At 59.8% G+C, this 18,460-nt stretch carries 18 protein-coding genes and 2 pseudogenes; 15 read left to right on the plus strand and 5 right to left on the minus strand.

Going from position 1 to position 18,460, the window contains the following annotated elements:
- Positions 1–45 precede the first annotated feature (45 nt).
- The 10 genes from AWB74_RS31070 (at position 46) to virB11 (ending at position 9,129) form a co-directional block, all read left to right on the plus strand.
- Positions 46–357 carry a VirB3 family type IV secretion system protein gene (locus tag AWB74_RS31070; RefSeq protein ID WP_061150462.1) on the plus strand — a complete coding sequence of 104 codons (312 nt, stop codon included), beginning with the start codon at positions 46–48 and terminating at the stop codon, positions 355–357.
- Positions 309–2,975 carry a VirB4 family type IV secretion/conjugal transfer ATPase gene (locus tag AWB74_RS31075; protein WP_235024745.1) on the plus strand — a complete coding sequence of 889 codons (2,667 nt, stop codon included), beginning with the start codon at positions 309–311 and terminating at the stop codon, positions 2,973–2,975. The genes AWB74_RS31070 and AWB74_RS31075 overlap by 49 nt, the downstream gene beginning before the upstream one ends.
- A gap of 14 nt (positions 2,976–2,989) precedes the next feature.
- Positions 2,990–3,703: a type IV secretion system protein gene (locus AWB74_RS31080; RefSeq protein WP_061150464.1), complete on the plus strand. Its 714-nt coding sequence runs from the start codon at positions 2,990–2,992 to the stop codon at positions 3,701–3,703.
- Between the two features lie 24 nt (positions 3,704–3,727).
- Positions 3,728–3,946 (plus strand): EexN family lipoprotein, encoded by a 219-nt coding sequence (locus AWB74_RS31085; RefSeq protein WP_061150465.1) that lies wholly within the window; start codon positions 3,728–3,730, stop codon positions 3,944–3,946.
- 11 nt (positions 3,947–3,957) lie between these two features.
- The gene (locus AWB74_RS31090; RefSeq protein WP_061150466.1) at positions 3,958–4,998 is read left to right on the plus strand and encodes a type IV secretion system protein; all 1,041 of its coding nucleotides are present in this window, start codon (positions 3,958–3,960) and stop codon (positions 4,996–4,998) included.
- An 86-nt stretch (positions 4,999–5,084) separates the two neighbouring features.
- On the plus strand, positions 5,085–5,282 hold the full coding sequence (locus AWB74_RS31095) for a hypothetical protein (RefSeq protein ID WP_061150467.1): 198 nt from the start codon (positions 5,085–5,087) through the stop codon (positions 5,280–5,282).
- 59 nt (positions 5,283–5,341) lie between these two features.
- Positions 5,342–6,025 (plus strand): virB8 family protein, encoded by a 684-nt coding sequence (locus AWB74_RS31100; protein WP_200822059.1) that lies wholly within the window; start codon positions 5,342–5,344, stop codon positions 6,023–6,025.
- Positions 6,026–6,027: 2 nt separating this feature from the next.
- Positions 6,028–6,939 carry a TrbG/VirB9 family P-type conjugative transfer protein gene (locus AWB74_RS31105; protein ID WP_061150469.1) on the plus strand — a complete coding sequence of 304 codons (912 nt, stop codon included), beginning with the start codon at positions 6,028–6,030 and terminating at the stop codon, positions 6,937–6,939.
- Positions 6,936–8,123 carry a type IV secretion system protein VirB10 gene (gene virB10 / locus AWB74_RS31110; RefSeq protein WP_061150470.1) on the plus strand — a complete coding sequence of 396 codons (1,188 nt, stop codon included), beginning with the start codon at positions 6,936–6,938 and terminating at the stop codon, positions 8,121–8,123. The genes AWB74_RS31105 and virB10 overlap by 4 nt, the downstream gene beginning before the upstream one ends.
- A gap of 37 nt (positions 8,124–8,160) precedes the next feature.
- On the plus strand, positions 8,161–9,129 hold the full coding sequence (virB11, locus tag AWB74_RS31115) for a P-type DNA transfer ATPase VirB11 (protein WP_235024752.1): 969 nt from the start codon (positions 8,161–8,163) through the stop codon (positions 9,127–9,129).
- Positions 9,130–9,311: 182 nt separating this feature from the next.
- Here virB11 and AWB74_RS31120 read toward each other — a convergent pair whose 3' ends face one another.
- The 3 genes from AWB74_RS31120 to AWB74_RS31135 all read right to left on the minus strand — a co-directional run bounded on the left by AWB74_RS31120 (position 9,312) and on the right by AWB74_RS31135 (position 11,906).
- A complete protein-coding gene (locus AWB74_RS31120) occupies positions 9,312–9,551 on the minus strand; it encodes a hypothetical protein (RefSeq protein ID WP_061150472.1) in 240 nt (79 codons plus the stop codon).
- 128 nt (positions 9,552–9,679) lie between these two features.
- Positions 9,680–10,528 carry an MFS transporter gene (locus AWB74_RS31125; RefSeq protein ID WP_235024746.1) on the minus strand — a complete coding sequence of 283 codons (849 nt, stop codon included), beginning with the start codon at positions 10,526–10,528 and terminating at the stop codon, positions 9,680–9,682.
- Between the two features lie 973 nt (positions 10,529–11,501).
- Positions 11,502–11,906 (minus strand): hypothetical protein, encoded by a 405-nt coding sequence (locus tag AWB74_RS31135; RefSeq protein ID WP_327362704.1) that lies wholly within the window; start codon positions 11,904–11,906, stop codon positions 11,502–11,504.
- 258 nt (positions 11,907–12,164) lie between these two features.
- Between AWB74_RS31135 and AWB74_RS45845 the strand changes: the two genes are divergently transcribed.
- The 3 genes and pseudogenes from AWB74_RS45845 (at position 12,165) to AWB74_RS31150 (ending at position 14,743) form a co-directional block, all read left to right on the plus strand.
- Positions 12,165–12,434 carry a hypothetical protein gene (locus AWB74_RS45845; protein ID WP_143749350.1) on the plus strand — a complete coding sequence of 90 codons (270 nt, stop codon included), beginning with the start codon at positions 12,165–12,167 and terminating at the stop codon, positions 12,432–12,434.
- A gap of 480 nt (positions 12,435–12,914) precedes the next feature.
- Positions 12,915–13,219: pseudogene (locus AWB74_RS31140) on the plus strand (flagellar biosynthetic protein FliR); the annotation flags it as partial.
- A gap of 156 nt (positions 13,220–13,375) precedes the next feature.
- Positions 13,376–14,743: a hypothetical protein gene (locus AWB74_RS31150; protein ID WP_143749351.1), complete on the plus strand. Its 1,368-nt coding sequence runs from the start codon at positions 13,376–13,378 to the stop codon at positions 14,741–14,743.
- 185 nt (positions 14,744–14,928) lie between these two features.
- Here the strand turns inward: AWB74_RS31150 and AWB74_RS31160 are convergent.
- Positions 14,929–15,564: pseudogene (locus AWB74_RS31160) on the minus strand (sialidase family protein); the annotation flags it as partial.
- Positions 15,565–16,004: 440 nt separating this feature from the next.
- Here AWB74_RS31160 and AWB74_RS31165 point away from each other — a divergent pair.
- Together AWB74_RS31165 and AWB74_RS31170 are read left to right on the plus strand one after the other, a co-directional pair.
- Positions 16,005–16,475 (plus strand): TadE family protein, encoded by a 471-nt coding sequence (locus tag AWB74_RS31165; RefSeq protein ID WP_061150507.1) that lies wholly within the window; start codon positions 16,005–16,007, stop codon positions 16,473–16,475.
- 123 nt (positions 16,476–16,598) lie between these two features.
- The gene (locus AWB74_RS31170; protein ID WP_061150478.1) at positions 16,599–17,576 is read left to right on the plus strand and encodes a TadG family pilus assembly protein; all 978 of its coding nucleotides are present in this window, start codon (positions 16,599–16,601) and stop codon (positions 17,574–17,576) included.
- Positions 17,577–18,058: 482 nt separating this feature from the next.
- Here AWB74_RS31170 and AWB74_RS31175 read toward each other — a convergent pair whose 3' ends face one another.
- Positions 18,059–18,274 (minus strand): hypothetical protein, encoded by a 216-nt coding sequence (locus AWB74_RS31175; RefSeq protein WP_061150479.1) that lies wholly within the window; start codon positions 18,272–18,274, stop codon positions 18,059–18,061.
- Positions 18,275–18,460: the final 186 nt, after the last annotated feature.

The following is an 18,460-nucleotide window of genomic DNA, read 5'->3' on the forward strand; positions in this document are numbered from 1 at the left end:
AAGACTCCAGGCCAATTCTCGGCCGGTTCTCGAGAGGTGCGACCGATGAAAGCAGGCGAATTTCCGTTGTTCAAAGGCGCGACGCGCTTGCCGACCTATGCAGGCATCCCGCGTACGCCGTTCCTGCTCATCTTCATGGTGTGTGGGGCGATGTTCATGCTGATTCACTTCTTGACGTTCCTGCTGTTCGCTTTTCTGTGGTTCGTCTGCTTCTGCATCACAAAGCACGACGATCGCATGTTCCGGATCATCGGCCTCGCCTTCAGCACGAAGGTAGCGAATCTCATTGACTCGCCATTCACCAAACGATGGGGTGGCTCGAGCCATTCCACAGTGGACTACAAGGTGAAGAAATAATGGCTGTCTCCGTTCGCCGAGCGAAGGCCGACAATGGCTATCGAAAGGAGCCAACGGCGGTGAAGTTCGTGCCGTACTCCTACCACGTCACCGACCAAATCGTTAGCACCGTAGCGAATGAATATCTGATGACGTTCCGAGTCCGAGGCCGATCGCACGAATGCGCCTCGGACTGGGAGCACATCAACTGGCGCCGGGACCTGAACCAGCTCTTCAAGACGGTAGGCAATGAGCACGTCAAGTTTTGGGTGCATCTGCATCATCACCGGACGGACCGCTACCCGGAAAGCGAGTTCGCCGCGACGTTCGCTCGCGAGCTGGACCGCAAGTACCGCAAGCGCTTCGAAGATGTGCCGTTGATGACCAACGACTGGTATCTGACGGTCGTGTACAACCCGGTGGGCGACTTCACGCAGAAATTCCTTGCGCGCTTCGATCGCCCGTCGCGCGATGATCTGCTGGACATTCAGGCCGAAGCCATCGCGAGCCTCGAAGATATCGCCTCGCAGGTGACCGGCTCGATGCGCGCCTACGGCATCGAAACGCTCGGGGTGTACTACCGTGATGCGCGCGGCAACCGGATCACGACAACCGAAGCCGAGCAATCCGACGATGAGCTGGACCCCGACGACGTTCTGGCTGAAGCGGACGGCGGCGCCGCGGACTCTGTCCCCGCGTTGCGCGTCTTGCCGCCGCCATTGACACCTCATCGCCAGTTTGCGTTTTCGAGCACGCTCGAATTTCTCAGCTTCCTGGCCAACGATGAGTGGCAACCCGTGCCGATCACGCGGGACCGGGCGCGCGAAAGCATGTTGTACAACCGTACCGTCAGCTCGCTTTTCGGCGATGTGATGCAAAGTCGCCGCATCGACTCGGACAAGTACATCGCGGGCGTTGAGGTGGTCGACTTTCCAGAGGCGACGGAACCGGGCCAGCTCAACATCTTGATGGAAGCCGAGTTCGAGTTCGTGCTGTCGCAGCAGTATTGCTGCATGTCGAGCCTGGCCGCGAGCGTATTCCTGTCCAATCAGGAAAAGGCGATGCTCGAAACACAGGACAAGAGCCGCTCGCAGATCGCGCAGATGGCTGATGCAGCGGATGACGTGGTTTCCCGGCGCGTGACGATGGGCCTGTACTACGGATGCCTGCACGTCACCGCCGACACGCCGAAGGAAGCGCAGCGTCGCGCGCGAGCGACGCGCGTGCTGTTGAACTCGTGCTCGGTTGTTGCGGGATCCGTTGGCCTCGCCTCGGACGCCGCATGGTGGTCGCGCCTGCCCGGGAACCACGCGCTAGCGCCCCGTCCGGTGCCCATCAACAGCATGAATTACCTTTCGTTCGCGCCGTTCCATAACTTCATGGTGGGCAAACCCGATGGCAACCCGTGGGGGCCAGCCGTTGCGCTGCTCAAGACCGTCACGGGCACACCGTTGTTCTTCAACTGGCATTCCTCGCCGATGCATGACAACTCGCTCGGCAAGCGTCCGCCCGGTCACACGATCTTGCTCGGCAAGACGGGCTCGGGTAAGACGACGTTACTCAACGCGCTGCAGACACTTTCTACCAAGTTCAAACCTCGTCAGTTCATCTATGACGTAGGGCTTGGCATGTATCCGCTCGTCGCCGCCCTCGGTGGCTTATACACGGTTCTGCGCGACGGCGAGCCGACCGGCTGGCAGCCTGCGCAGCTCGCGCCGACGAAGGCGAATATCCGCATGGTGAAGCGCCTGGTGCGGATCTGTGCCGAAACGTCGCTCGAGGGCCCGATTACTCATGATGAAGTCAAGCAGATCAACGATGCCGTTGACGCGGTGATGGGCGACGAATCGCTCTTCAAGCAGAGGGAAATCCGGACGTTTACGGCGATCGTGCAGAACATCCCGCGTCCGTATCAAGTGGGCGCAGGCGAGCGCCCCTCGCTTGCCTCGCTGCTGGAGCCATGGTGCCGTGGTGGCGAGCACGGCTGGTTGTTCGACAACGACTCGGACGAACTGGATCTCAGCCAGCGTGACGTGTTCGGATTTGATCTGACCGACTTCATCGTGGGTCCAGGTCAAAAGGCTCCGATCGCACGCACGCCGCTGCTCATGTATCTGCTCTATCGCGTGCGGTCGTCCATCGACGGCAAACGGCGCGTCATTCAAACGTTTGATGAGTTCGCCCAATACCTTGACGACCCGACCATCACGCTCGAAGTGAAGCGTGGTCTGAAAACCGACCGGAAGAAGGATTGCATCTATGTTTTCGCCACGCAGGAAGCGAACGACGCGCTCGATAGCACGATCGGCAAGACCATCGTGCAGGCGTGCGTGACGAAGGTGATGCTCTATAACCCCGAAGCCACGCACGCCGACTACCTCGACTACCTCAAACTTACGCAGGCCGAGCTGGACGCAATGCTGTCCATTCCAGAGGACAGTCGCCAGTTTTTGGTCAAGCAGGGCAACCAGTCGGCTCTCGCGGTCATGGATCTCACGGGTATGTACGATGAGATTGCGATCCTTTCCGGCACACCCGACAACGCTGAGCGGCTGGACAATGTGATGCGGCGTCTCGGGACCGACGACCCCGATCAATGGATGCCCACGTACTTCGATGCCGTTCGCCGCAAGGCATAGCCAGGAGCCGCACGATGAAGAAGACACGCTTTGCCATTGTTCTCGCGCTCGCTGCAGGCCTGCCGCTCGCGGGTCACGCCCAGGTCGTGGTCACGGACCCGCTTGGGCAGGTTCAGTGGGTCCAGCAGGTCGCGACGCTGAGCCAACAACTCACGGCTCTGAAAAGCCAGCTCCAGACGCAGGAAGCTCAATATCGGTCGCTCACGGGCAGCACGGGCATCGGTGGCTTGCTACCCAGCGACGCGTCGATGCTGCGTACCAATCTGCCCTCGAACTGGTCGCAGGTCTATGGCGACGTCCTCAACAGCGGCAGTTCGGGCTACAACGCGCGCACCACGCAAATCGTCAACGCCATCAAGTCGAAGATCGACGGCATGGGGCGAGGCGACGCGCTCGATTATGCCAACAGTCAAGTCGAGGCCAAGGGCGCGACCGATCGAGCAATGGGCGAACAGGCCTATAACAACGAGATGGCCGAACTGAACAACATTCAGTCGCTGACCAGCCAAATCGACGCGACCAGCACGCCGAAGGAGATCGCGGACCTACAAGCGCGTATTTCGACGGCGCGCGGTGCGATTGAAGCCGAACAGACCAAGCTTAACCTCATGACGTCGCTGCAGCAGTCGCAGGACAAGATTCTGCAACAGCAGCAAATTGAAGCGGCGCGCCGCTACGGCATCGGCACGTCATCGGATGACAACACAGCCCCGAACCTTACGCCGTAACTTCCATCACCGGACTGATCAATCATGAAAAAAGCAGCCTTGATGCTCCTGTCGATCTCGATCCTTTCCGCTTGTGGCAAAGACCCTGATCACCCAGCGCAGACCAAAGATTGGTACGTGCAGCACGACACGGAGCGCCTCGCACGGGTGTCCGAGTGCAATAACGACGCGGCGCAAAAGGTGATGCCCGATTGTCAAAACGCTTTGACTGCCCAAGCGCAAGTTGTTGCATTCGGCAAATAGGAGTAGTCCTCATGGCGACCTACAACGCAACGTCGCAGATCTTCTCGTACATGGATACAGTCGTATCTCAGTTCGTGGCGACCAACCTGTCGAATGTCATCAGCTTCGCCGCGCCGATGGTTGCGCTGGGTCTGACGATGGCGTTGATGATCGAGGGGTTGTTTCTCATGGGCCGGCCCAATGGCGAACCGCTAAGCTCGCTGGTCAACCGGTTCGTGAGATACGCCATCATCATCGGTATAGCAAGTGCGGGCGGGTGGTACCAGACGAAGCTCGCCAACACCGCGATGCGCCTTCCCGACGAGCTCGCTTCGGTGTTTATCATCAATGGCCAGTCGGGCGCGAACGCACAAACGTCAATCGCGAACTCGATCGATCAGGCGATGGATAACGGGCTGAGCGTCGCAAAAAAGGCTTTCGCGAACTCGGGCGTGCTCAGCGGCCCGAACCTCGCAAACCTAGTTCTCGGCGTTACAGTGCTGTTCGTTACAGCGGTCATGTGCGGCATTGGTGCTGGCTTGATTCTGATGTCAAAGGTCATGCTCGGCATAACCATTTGCTTCGGCCCAATTTTCATCTTCTTGTTGCTCTTCGAGAGCACGAAGTCGTTGTTCACCAAGTGGATCGGGTCGGTCATCAACTACGGCCTGGTAACAGCGCTGTTTTCCGCCGTGTTCGGTCTGTTGCTGTACTTCTTCAAAGCCGCAGTCAGCGCCGCGTCGGCAGACAATCCGAGCTCGCCGATCATGGTTGCCATCGTTACCTGCGTATTCGTGCTCGTCCTCACCTGGTTCATGCTCAAGGAGATTCCGCACATGGCTTCATCCTGGGGACAGGGTGTGTCAGCCGATATCTTCCGGCACATGAGGCAAAACCGCGACAGCGGGGGCGGCAACGGTGGCAGCAGAGGCGGAAGCGGCGGCAGCACGAATCAGTCAGGAAGTGCTGGAGGCGGCGCTCCCGCAGGCTCAGCCGCCAACTCCACGGCGGCCGGACCGTCTGGCCAAACTCTGACTAACGGTCTAGCCCGAGGCTCGCGGCGATCCGCATAAGTACAAGCATGCATTTGACTAATCCTTGAATCGGTTTTCAAGGACGTGGGATGGTTTTGCCTCATCGAACATGAGAGGGTCGCGAAATGAAGTTTCCCTGTGCACTGGCGCTGTGTGCGGCGGTTGCGCTCGCGGGATGTGCGAACAGCCGCAAGCCTGCGCCCGAGCCGGACATGAGCCAACTGGTCCCGGTGAACAAGTCCATGCCGAGCGAGGTCGTCGGCAAAGCCGTCCTTCCCGTGAGAGCGCCTGTCCAGCAATCGAAGACCAGGGATGCAAAGTGATGGATAGCAATCAGCCTAATATCGCGCGAGCCGAGCGCAAAGCGATCACGCGAGCCGAAATGGATGCCTACCGAAAAGAGCGCGGCAGCGCCGAAGTCGATTTGCTCGATGAGGTCTTGCTGTCGCGTAAGCGCGCGTGGCAAGTCGCCGGGGGCTTCGCCGCGTTTGCGCTGCTTGCGTGGCTGGTCACGGGCGGCACGATGCTGCGCTACGCGCGACCCTTGCCGCAATACTTGCTCACGCTGGACAAGTCCACGGGCGAGTTGTCGCAGGTGTCGATCGTCACGCAGGACATGGGCATGGATGAAGCGACGGACCAGTACTGGGTGTCTCAATTCGTCATCCACCGCGAAGCCTACGACTTCTATGCCGGACAGACCGATTATGACTTTGTGCGCCTGACGGCATCGGGACAAGTGGCCGACGATTACTTGCAGCAGTATCGCGGCGCGAAGCCGAAAGACAAGGTGCTGGGAGACTCGGAAAGCACGTCGGTCCATATCAACTCGGTCATTGTCGACACCAGGCATCGCGTCGCAACCGTCCGCTATACGACCACGAAACGCTATCGAGACCGCCCCAACGCCGAGCCGCCGCAATATTGGATTGCGACGCTGGCCTTCGATTACGTGCGCCGCCCGATGACCGCGGCCGAGCGATTCATCAACCCTGCTGGCTTCCAAGTCACCAGTTTCAGGCCGAATCCGGAGAGTCCTGCGAACGTGGGCAAGGTGGGAGGCTGACCATGAAGCGCATCGGATCGGTCTTACTCGTCGGCCTCGGCCTGACCGCACTGGCGGCGGCTGTACTGTTCGCCGCTTCGCCGGCAATGGCCGTATCGCCGAAGAAGAATTCCCCCTACGACTATCGCATCAAGTCAGTGGTTTACAACCCGCTCGACACGGTCGAGCTGAATGCCGTGCTCGGCATCCAGATTCATATTACAGTCGGCAAGGATGAAAAGTACGTGACGCACGCCTTCGGTGACACCAAGGCGTGGCAGTTCACGCATAGCGGCAACAACTTCTTCATCCGTCCGACCGCCGATCTGAGCGATACCAACCTGACGATCGTGACGGACAAGCACACCTACAACATCCTGCTTCACTTCATCGGCCACTACACGAAGCAGGGCGCAGACGGTCAGCCCGTTCGGGCTTTCATTAACAACCCCTGGTCGATGAAACAGGCCACGATCGAGCTGAATTACCAGTATCCGAATGAGGACGCGGCCAGGGCCAGGGCCGAAATCGCCAAAGCGAAACTGAAGGGGGCAATGGCTCGGACGGACCCCAATGCGTCGTTCAACATCGACTATCAGATGTCAGCCGATCCGGCGTCGGCAACCATCGCGCCGGTCAACGTGTGGGATGACTTCCGCTTTACCTACTTCAAGTTCGCGGCAAACGCCGAGCTGCCTGAGATTTTCGTGATCAGTTCCGATGGCAAGGAAAGCACGGTCAACACGCACGTCGAAGGCGCCGACCACAACATCATCGTCGCCGAAACGACCGCCCAGGAGTGGCGCGTGCGCTACGGCCAGCAGAAGGTCATCGGCATCGTCAACGGCGAATTCGATCCGTCACGTGGGGCGACACCAAGCGGCACGATCATTCCGGGCTTCAGACGGGTGATGAAAAGCGAGGATGAGCAATGACCCGGCGCGAACAGAACATCGATGAGCTAGTTGACGACAGCCAACCCCTCTCCGGCGGACGCGACGCGTTTCGCAGCGTCGTCGCGTCCCGGAACCGCATTCAGGGCATGCGTGCGTTTGTCGCGCTGATGGTCATTCTTGGGCTCGGCCTCATGGGCTGGATCATGTACCAGAAGCTGCACCCGCGGGCCGGTCCTGAGGTCCAGGCCAAGCAGATTTCGAACATGCTGCCCAAGTATGACTTCTCGACGGATCCCAACGGCGCGGCCTCGCCTCCCCTACCCGCGAGTCCGGCTGCCGCCGCGGCGGCGCCAGCGCAACCGCAACAGCCCGCTCGCGCGCAGGCAGCGGCAAAACGCGAACTGACGCCAGAAGAAAAGGCGTATCAGCGCCGCCTCGGCGCCGACGGCTCGACGGTGCAAGACCCGCCCCAAGGCAGGGTCGACGCGGTTCAACGTGAAACGGCTAGCGGCGGGAAGTCGGGGTTGGAGTCCGGGTCGGGATCAGCACCGGCGAGCGCTGATAGCGTGGCGCTCGCGTCGCGGATGAACGGCGTCGGTATCGGCCGCGTCATGGCGAGCACGTTCAAGCATCCGAGCCTGACGGTTCCCGCTGGCACCATGATCCAGTGTGGCACGGCAACCGAGCTGGATACGACAGTGCCCGGACAGATCAAGTGCCATGTGAGCCAAGACGTGTATTCGTTCGATCACAAGGTTCGGTTGATCGACAAGGGGGCGGCGGTCGTCGGCGAAGCGAGTGGCGGCATCAAGAGCGGGCAGGCCCGAGTTTTCGCGTTGTGGACTCGCCTCGTCAATCCTGACGGCGCGACGATCAACCTTAATAGCCCCGGCACGAATTCGCTGGGTAGCGCCGGTATCCCCGGACAGGTCGACTCCCACTTCTGGGAACGGTTCGGTCCCGCCATCCTGATATCGATCATTTCGGATCTCGGCGATGCGGGCGTCCAGTACGCGGCGAACAAGGCGAGCAACGGCGGAACGAACATCAATTTCGATAACACGTCGCAAACGTCGGATTCGCTCGCACGCGAGGCCCTCGCCGCGACGATCAACATTCCGCCGACGCTCTATGACCAGCAGGGCGATCACGTCGCGATTTTCGTGCGTCAAGACCTTGATTTCAGCAACGTCTACGAGTTGAACAGCGATGCCGCTCCATAAAGTCCAGTCGTTCATTGCGTCGGACCACGCGGTCAGCATGACACTGGCTCCGCTGCTGCGTTATCTCGATAATCCGGATGTATTTGAAGTTCGCGTCAACAAGTTCGGGCAGGTCGTCACCGCCCGAGCCGACGGGCGTGAATTGCACGACGAATCGGCGATCACGCCCGCCTACGTCAATAATCTCACGAACACGCTTCTCTCGTACAACGGCTTGGGACCGTCGCCGATCATGGATGTGAAGCTGCCAAATGGCACGCGCGGTGTGATTGTGCGGCCTCCGGCGGTGCTCGAAGGAACGGTGCTCCTTTGCTTCCGCAAGCACTTGCAGGTCAGCAAGGGGCTGGAACAGTTGCGCGATGAAGGCCGCTTCGATAACGCGAAGCGTCGCACGATTGAGGACATGCTGAAGCTCGACCCGGTCGAAGAAACGTTGCTTCGCCTGCTTGATCGCGGCGATGTGGTCCGGTTCATGCGCGAAGCGGTGCGCAGCAAGAAAAATATCTGTGTCTCCGGCAAAACGGGTTCGGGTAAATCGACGCTCACGCGCACGCTGCTGGCCGAAGTTCCGCCGTCTGAGCGCGTGCTGCTTTTGGAAGACGTGCATGAGGTCCAAGCCGATAACCAGTACGAAGTCGGCTACATGATGTACGGGAAACAGGAGGGCCGCGTGTCCGCGAAAGAATGCCTGACCGCGGCCATGCGGCTGTCGCCCGACCGTATTTTCCTCACTGAGCTGCGCGACGATGCGGCATGGGACTACCTCACGGGCGCGAACACGGGCCATCCTGGCGGCATCTTTTCGACTCACGCGGACAACGCGGCAACGACGTTTGCCCGGATCGCGACGCTCGTCAAAGCCTCGGATGTAGGCCGCACGGTCGACTACGACGTAATTGTAAAAACCGTCATCACGACGGTTGACATCGTTATCTACATGGCCGAGCGCGAAGTAAAGGAGATTTACTATGATCCGGCGTATCGGCGTCGCCAGCTTGTGGGCTAATGCGCTCTGTGGCCGCTGTGCTCCCGTATGCGTGCCGGCTGCGCCTAGCCATGCGGCGACGCTGCAGTTTGATTTTTGGTCGCAAGGCACTGCGCGCTGACTGGTTCTGATATTCGATCCCGCACGCGCAGGCTGCATCGAAGGCGCGTTCTCCAGGTCCTGGACCGTCGACGCCCAGTCCTTCACGAGCGCATGAACGCAGAGGTTTCGCCCGAAGCGTGCAAGAGAGCCAATGCCCCCTGAAGAAGCAGGTTGAGTTGCTTGGCGAGACGCTGAGGTTTGGCAAAGCCCGCCCGCTTGCACAGCTCGAGGAACTTCACTTCACCGCGTGAACTTGCCGCTATGCTGAGTTCGACGATGCCCTTGTGCTTCCCGGCATATTCCTGTGCCGCCTCCATTCCCAGACGGCCGCGCGTGAGCATCCGACCGATAATATTTCGTAGGTCAAAGAACTCGATGGTCTGCGCGCGGGTCGCTGATGTGCGCGACCGGATCGAAGAGTTCGTGCACGACGCCTTGACTTTAGAGCCGCAACATGGCCCCACTCAGATCAACTTGCGAACCCAGCGATCGCAATAGCCAGGAAAAGCACACTCGATCCGGCTATCAACCAGACTAAGGACCGCCCTCGTAGGCGAGCGCCTCCAATGATCGCGCCGGCGACAAAAGATCCCGCAGGCTCCGCCGCCGAAAGCACGCCGATCATCGTGGCCGACAAGTCGAACGTCTCCCTTCGGAGAGGGGTCAGTAGAACGTTATAGCTGTAGCCGCATAAGTTCGTGATTGTCGTCACGATCAAGAGAGCCATGATCGTTTTACTGTTGAGCGCGTATTGCCATGCTTCCTGGAGGTCCTTGCGGATCCGCGTCAGGGAGAGGCGCCCGGACGGCGCCTGCACGGACGAAAGTCGATAGATGCACGCCGCGGCGCAAAGCGACGCCGTTGCGGAGAGGAAATAGGATGTCGAGACGCCGAGTGCTCCGTAGATCAAGCCTCCAAGCAGAGGCCCGAGACATCGCGTCGCGAAGTTGGTCATGCTGTCGATAGCGACCGCGCGGGAGGCCATCGCCGTGCCCGCTGTCTCCGCAATCATGCGCCTACGCGCAGGCATCTCAGTGGCATAGACAACACCGCTCACGAGCGCGGCGGCGCAAGGTGCCATGTCGATAGAACCCCGAGGAAAGACAAGACTCCAACTGTCGCCGACGAAGCGCTCGCCAGCAACAATCCGAGCAGCACTATTTTCTTGCGATCCATTGCATCCGCGATGACGCCCATAACCGCGCCGCTTAACAAGGAGCGGGAGACTCCGGCACGCGGAGACCACCGTCACTGCTACTGTCGAATTCGTAGCCTTGAAGGTGAACAACGCGGCTGCGAGCATTTCCAGCCACATCATCGAGGTTGAGACCGCGCCGCCCCCCCAGAGCAGTAAGAAACCTCTGGTGCGTACCACGCTTTTCGGGTGCATCGATTGCGTTACAGCGTGTTTCTTCGCCGATGGAGGGTGCTCATTTCAAGCGTTTAATTGGAAGCAGTCAGGCAGCGGGAGCGCGTGTCGCTTTGGCCGTAGGGGTCCTCTTACGGGTTGTCGTGATCGCCGAACGGCGAGCGCGGCAGCGTTACCCATCAGTGCGCCGGACGATGATGCCGCCGGCAGAATCGAAATAGACGATGCCGAGCGCTGGCTTCGTCATGTCGATGTGTCGCTCCTAAGGAAACGGCCGATCGCGAGCCTTTTCGATGCCAACATGGAAACAAGCGATCGTTCACTCACTCTCTTCTGATCGCGTCGTCTTTTCCGGGTGACTCGGGACGGTTGCCCGACTCAGGTGGGACTTCCTGCTTCGACCGATGTTGTGCAGGAGACGGTTCGACCTCGCCGGGAGATCTTTGACGCACTCCCTGCGCGGGATCGCCGCCTGTGGCGGCGCCCGGTCCTGGCTGGTTACCCAGCGAGCCACCACCGCTTGCTCCGCTGCCCGCATCGCCGAGCGGCTTATCGGTGCTGCCCGGTCCTTCCGAACGATCGCTGCTCATGACCAGTCTCCTTCCTTTTGAACTTGGTGATGAGCAACGCGCATGCCGAGGGCGGCGGTTGACTTGCCATGTCGACTGTGTCGCGATATCTGGCCTTCGACGCAACAGAATCCGTAAGACGGAGGCGCGAAAACCAGCATGCAGTAAGATTTTGGTGAAAGGTCAATGCACAAGCCGCGAATCGTTTTATCGGTATCGGTCGCTTTGCAGGTCGATCCCAACAACCGCCGGGCCGATTCAACGTACGTGGCCGAGGGAGGGTGCCTCACGCGCGCGACGCGGCGGCGAAGTAGCTTATGATGGCGGTCGGCATTCGCCCGCAGTTTCTGTGATCACCCCTCGTCTTCCAGCAGCACGGCAATGGTTCCACGCTCGCTCTGGCAGCCCGCCTCGTAGTCAACGTCGTGCGGCGCGAGATGCTGGATTGATCGCAGCAATCGCGGCGCGAAGCTTGAGCCAAAGCGCGCCACCAGCGCGTCGCGCGCAGTTTGGTCCGCGTTCGCGAGCGCGCGCAACTCCGCGAGTGGCAGGCCGACGAATAAGTCCAGCGGGAAAGGCGGTGAGTCTCGGTCGTCGTACGGACTTTCTGGTGAACGAATCCGCAAGCCGGGCTGCAGGTGCGTTTGCAGTTCCATCGTGAACGTGTAGCGCGCATTGCTAGCAAGCGCGGTCTTTGCCTCGCTCAGCAGGAACGGCGCAATGGACTCGACGGCAGCGAGTTCTTCATCGTTGAGCATGATCGATCTCGTCGGGCGCCTTTGCCTTCGGCGCGGGCTTCAGACAGCGGGAGCGTTGCCATGAGCAGCGAATGGACTCGCACAGGCCGGGTCGTCCCTTCACCAAATTTAATACAAACTGGTGAATCCTCGCAAAAAATGTGATGTCGGCACAGTTCCGCGCCAGAGGACCTTCTCTTTCACACACTTTCACACTCGTCAGCTGATGCTTCCTTGCCGCTTCTTATTGGCCCGTGCCCCCAGACCTGCAGCTCTGAATTGGCTGGATCGGCAAGCCGCAAAGTTGAGCGCGAGGCGCGGCACCGGTTCGACGTGGCGTTGAACAGTGCCGGCGTGCCGTTCTTCATCGTCACGCCAGTCGTGCGCGAGGGCCGCATTGCAGAACTTCGATGGGAGTACCCAAACGAGGCGGCCGCTAGTCAACAAGCCGCCGCAGTCGTGATCGGCAGTTCGACTTCGTATGTACGTCCGCCTGGCTGGGATGCAAATATTCTGCTTGAGCGACTCGTGTCACTCCTGCGCCAATAATTTTGTCAACTCGCCGTGGGAACCCATGCCCGCTCCCGCTCAGCCTTGCCAGACAAGAGTTCCCCGGAGCGAAGTAATTGCGTCATCAGCGAAGGCTAAGTTCGGCAGGGTTGGGCGGCAGGCAGGACAGCAAGGTCTCAGTCAGGCCAAATTCGGCCATTGGCATATGGATTATAGGGACGCCGTGCGGCTCCTCCGCCCCTGACACCGGTCATTGGAGTTATGAACGCGTTAATGAGTTATTGACCGCTGACGACTTTCGTCCGTCGATGCCAGCACACGGTTAATTGACCTTACAGTCCGTTCATACTGAGATCACGTTCAACCGCGGCACCTTCCGCGATTGAAGGATAAATCGACCCGTCGCAGATGGCTGCGCGGTGAGAACTTCAAGCAAAAGTATCCGAGACGGGGCGGCGTAGCTTCGCTGCTATCGAACAACAACCTCCTGCGTGTCTCCAACCGGTCTGAAGTGTCTAGGCGCACCAACTTGGCGCGCTGGGCCGGCGCACGCTCGCCGGCTGGGGCGGGATGATAGTTTCGGCGGGTCACTGCTGGAACTTCCGGTGGTAGCCGCGATGCTTATTGCCAACCTCGCGCTCGGCATTCTCAACTGCGCCGCGCCGCAGATCGGGATTTTCCCGATCGGGTTTCCCGTCACGATGCTTGTCGGCATGTTGCTCCTGCAACTGATGCTGCCGAACATCATCCCGTTCTTCTCGCACTTGTTCGATTTCGGGATCGACGAGTTTGGCCGACTTGCGGCCAGGCTCAACGCGAGCTGATTGAAGGTCTCGCATCGGGAAAATCTTGCCGGCCTGGCGTCAGGCAACTGTATGCCTTCGTTAGGCAGCGCACTATTACCAAGTCTTTCGCTACCTATGATCCTCGGGCGCATCGCGCATTCATCAAAAACTTATAAATTTCTCCGGGGATTGGGAATGAAGACCTATCTTGCCTTGCTGACTGCGGTCGCACTGGCCGCGTGCGGCGGTGGTGGCTCCAACGACGGCGGCGCCAAGACCACTGCGCAATCGTCACCTGCTTCGGAAGCGCCGTCTGCCTCAACACCGGCCGCGACCACACCTGCCGCTGATAGTCCTGCAGCTTCGACGCCAGCTACGACTTCCCCCTCGATAACGCCGACGAATACGCCGAACACGCCTGCGTCGACGCCGGATACGCCCGCATCGAGCACACCGGTCACCGCCGATCCTGGCACACCCGCAAGCAATCCGTCCGGTGCGAGCGCGCCAGGCGGGGCAAGCAGGCCTGCTGCGTCCGCTTGCACATCAGGCTTCACGACGGACGTCACCGCTGCCTGCTGGAACGGTAACAACCACAACATCTACGTCTACGAGATCCCGAAAACGGTGATCGCCGCCAACACGATCATCCGTGAGAACACGACGTGGACCGCCGAAAACTCGCCGTACTACGTGCCGAGCGGTATCCAGATCGCAGCGAATGCCACGCTGACTATCGAGGCGGGCGCAGTCGTCGAGGGCGACCGGATTACGGGTTGCGCGACGTGCACGGGCGAAGGAGGTCAGCAGATCGGTGCAACTCCAATTACGAACGCCGGTGTCGTCAAGGTTCAAGGTTCGTCCGCCGCGCACGCAAAGCTTTACGGTTTTGGCGTGAGCAATACGCAGAGCGGCAGCGTCTCGATCCAGTATGCCGACCTGTATGAAACACCTCTGCCGACGGGAAGCACCAACAAGCTCGTATTGCTCGACTCACGGGTTGAGCGTGCAAGCGTCACCGAAGACATGACGAACGGAGTTCGCTCTCTCAGGTCATACGGGGTCAACCTCGGTCAAAACTCCGACGTCGAGCGCAACACGTTCATCAATTCGGCAGGCCTGCTCTTCGACACTACGTCGACCATCAAGAACAATTTGTTCGTCGACATGGTGAGCCCGCTGACGATCACCTCCGCTGCGATGGTCTGGACACCGGACACCACGGGCGGATCGGGGACCACCAGCTATGCGCCCACTGCCGTCACGCTGAATTCTTTCCTGTTCAAGACGGGCAGCACTAACGCCAACAGGATCGCCGTGACGATGTACTCCGGAGTGGGTTGCTCAGTCGCCGCCTCGACCGCGGCTGGAAGCACGTGCACGCCGTTTGTATTGGACGTCTCGAACAGCTACTGGGGAACGACGAACAACACGATCATCGCGTCGCGCGTCGTCGACAAGAACAGCAACGTCAATCTTAACGGCGAGATCAAATATACGCCCGCCCTGGAGAAACCTGACGCGGCCACGCCAGTCGATAACACGGGCCTAACGAACGACTAATAGTCTCGTCATGCCGGCGGTCGTCGTTGCTGGCAACTTGAAGCCCCGGCTCCTCGCGAGTCGGGGCTTCGATCTTTTGAGCGGCCTTTGCCTGACGACGCGCTTCAGTGCGAGACGCGTCTCCTCAAAGTCGGACCGCGCGAACCTCATTGCGCAGCTGTCCGATGCTCCACCCAACCTCGACTTCAAGGGCTAGGCGGAGGCGCAAAGAAAACGTCGGTGCGATTACTTAGGCCCGGGCCCGGATTCGTTTGTACAAAGAACGGTAGAAACGTCGTTCCCCTAACGTCAAGACCCTGATAGTCGCCCACGAAGAGGCCTTCCGCGTTCGGGTCCGTTTTCATATCAAACGGACCGGCAACACGCTGCTTATCACCTCCAAAGCTCTGCCCGCCATTGCTCGATTTGGTGATCCAGATGCCAGTCAGCAAACTCGAATTGCCAGTCTGGAGGTCGCGGAAATCATAATAGGTGACGCCCACGGTGCCAACAGAGTTGACGCGAATCGACGGATTGAACGCTGCTCGCCCTTTCGGCGTGTTTACGCGAATCGGCGCACTCCATGTGTTACCGCCGTCGGTGGAGGTCGACATTACAATCTCGTCGAAATGGCCGCCACTGAAGCGCGAGTCCTGCCAAACAACGTAAAGATGGCCTGTTGCCGGGTCGATCGCCGGCTCGGGAATGATGTCGCCGGTACGCAACAACACATTCGGATCTCTGGGATCAGTCACGCCGACGGTCCGCAGGTCGGCGATGATCTGAGGCTTCGTCCAGGTGGCACCATCGTCTGTTGACTTGACGAATGCAACCTTGTTGGCCGTGATGTCACTTTCGGTCATTCAGGACGCGGGCCAATTGGAAGGTCGAAAGCTTGTGCGCGACCGCTTACCAAATAGCAAAAGCGATCGTTCGCATGCTTCCGAATTCCGAGGGCGTCTCGCGGGAGATGCGACGTGTGGAGGCACGCACGATTCAAACCTCTTCATACGCAGAGGTCCAGAACGCTTGTCGCACAGGGTTGAGCTCTGTTACAGGCACTGTGCGGTCGCCTATCCTAAAGTTTTATCTGGGCCGGCCGTTATTAAGGTCAGTGTCGAAAGCGATTGACTCACAGCTCCTCGCAACGTCACGGAACTGATTTGCTCTCAGGGGCGGCTTAGTTAGCCGCCAAATCGAGGCTTTACGACCGAAAGCAATGTAATACACTCGAATGCAAAAGCAAAGCTTTGCTGACGCTGTTAATACATACGGCACTAGAATGGGAAAGCACGGCGACACGAAATACGTCGGCGGCGTCCGGGGGCGTCGTACTCTCAGGCTGCTCCGCTCCGATTCGGGTAGTGTGGCGCTGGAATTCGTTATTCTGCTGCCATTTTTGATCATGGTCCTGGTCGGGATCATCGACGGCAGTTTGATCCTCTACGACAAGGCCGCAATTACGAACGCGGCTCGGGCAGGCGCCCGAGCCGGGACCGTACTGAAAGTGCCGCCACTTAGCACGTCTCAGATCATTGCCATCACAACCGCCAGTGCGCAGGGCAGCCTCGTCACAGGCGGCAATGCGACTTCGCCGACTGTCACCGTGACTCAGCCGAACGGAACGATCTCGGGAAGCCCGCTCCAAGTCGCGGTTTCATACACTTATCAGGGCCTGTTGCTCGGCTCGGCATTTAGTGCGCTGACCGACCCGATAGTGTTGAAAGCAACTGCGGTCATGAATTACGAATAACCTATGGCTGCGCACATGGGATGCCGCGATTATGCCGGCCCTACTCATCACCGCTGGGTCAAAGGTATAGGCCCTCGTCGGTCCCGGAGCGCCATTGCGCACCATCGACGCCAGCGTGGTGCGATGAGCGTAGCGATGCTTTTCAGCATACTCGCGGCGCTCGCGGTCGCAGCGGTTTCGATCGACATCGGACGTGTATTTGTAGCCCGTTACGAATTGCAGAACGCAGCTGATGCCGCCGCTCTCGCGGGCGCCGGCTCGTTGCTTCCCGGCAATCCGAATCCGAAGTGGAGTGTTGCACAAGCCAATGCTGCAAGCGCGGTCAGCTTGAATAGCTCGGACGGTGTCAAGTTGACGACTGCGTCGGTGCAAAGCGGGTTCTGGAACTTGACGGGTTCCCCGGCGGGCATGCAAGCATCGACAATATCGCCCGGGACCTATGACAATCCGGCGGTGCAAGTCACCGTTTCGCGCGCGGCAGGACTTAATGGTGGTCCTGTTAGTTTCTTCTTCGCGCCGCTTTTCGGCGTGGTCAGTGGTCCCGTCGCGGCGACTGCTGTCGCCGTGGTTTCGGCGCCGGGCTATGTTGCCCCGGGTGGACTATTCCCTGTGGCGATCGGCAAGTGTATTTACGACCAGTACTGGGACGCTCAAACCGGCGCCCCGAAGGTGGATCCGTCGACTGGGCAGGTTTACACATTCCAATTCGGCAACGGCCAGACCTACGGTGGCGGCTGCGCTGCCGGGCAATGGACCTCATTTCAAACCGACAACAACGATGTCCCTACCGTACGTGGACTCATCAGCAGCGGAAACCCGGTAGGACTGGGTATTGGCGATTCGATCTGGATCGAGAGTGGAGTCAAGGCAACAATTTACGATTCGGTCCCTACCAACACCAACGTGCTGATTCCTGTTGTGCAGCAGGTGTCGTCGTCGAACGCCGCAATTGTCGGTTTCGCTGCTTTCCGAATCGACTCTGTGAACAAAAGCGGCAAGTACATCCAGGGCCATCTCATAACGGGATACAAAATTACTGCAGGCACCGGGCAGAGCGGTCCGTACTACGGGGCTTACGTCCCGCCTCGTTTGGCGCAATGAGCCTCACCCGAACTACGTATTCCACGAAGAACCGAGCCCGAATTCCGCCGTTGCACCGAGCACTGATTTCATGGTGTCGATGGCGGTCAGTTTCCGCGCTTTTCGGGCGGCATCGTATATCGGCGTCGCGGCAAGGGGCGAACAATCCAGCTAGCGGAAGCAGTAAATGCGCTATGAGTGATATGACGACGATGCGGGTCGCGGCGTAGAGAGCCCGTAGGGCGACTGGAGACGCGACCCGCATCGCGTCGCGGCAGCGACATGGTAGAAAGGCGTTTGCCAAGGAAGAACAACAGGCGCGACGCCGGCCTCAACTGCCAGGTCCAGTCCGGCACCGCGCCTCCACAGGGTTTCCATGTGGCAGGCCTTCTGGCCGGCCGGAGAGCCGTGTGAGCTGCCAGTATCGCATTGCTCGCGCGGCCCGTCGACTTCACTGGACCCGTCTCTTCGGCGTTCCAGGGGAACCGCCAATGCAGCCGCCTTCAGGTCGCCTGTACCTGTGCGCCCGTTGTCGGGCGCAGGTCTTCGTCTGCCGCCAGTGTGACCGTGGCAATCGATACTGCCGCGACTGCGCCGCCCATGCACGCCGCGACAGCGTGCGCGAAGCCGGGCAACGCTATCAGCGTTCCCGTCGCGGACGCTTTGCACATGCCGCACGCGCCCGGCGCTATCGGGTCCGGCGGCAATTCGTGACGCATCACGGTTCACCTGACTCCCCCGCCGATGGTGTACTGCAACCGGACCGCGCCGACGCCGTTGCACTCGCCAACGCCGCCGTTCGCCCGGCGGCGCCGCCTCAGTTGAACTGTCGTTTCTGCGGCACCTTGCTCTCACCGCTGGTACGAACCGGCTTTGTGCGTCGTCGTGGTCTCCATCATGTTCGC

Source organism: Caballeronia arvi, assembly GCF_001544695.2.
In the GTDB taxonomy this organism is placed as follows: domain Bacteria; phylum Pseudomonadota; class Gammaproteobacteria; order Burkholderiales; family Burkholderiaceae; genus Caballeronia; species Caballeronia arvi.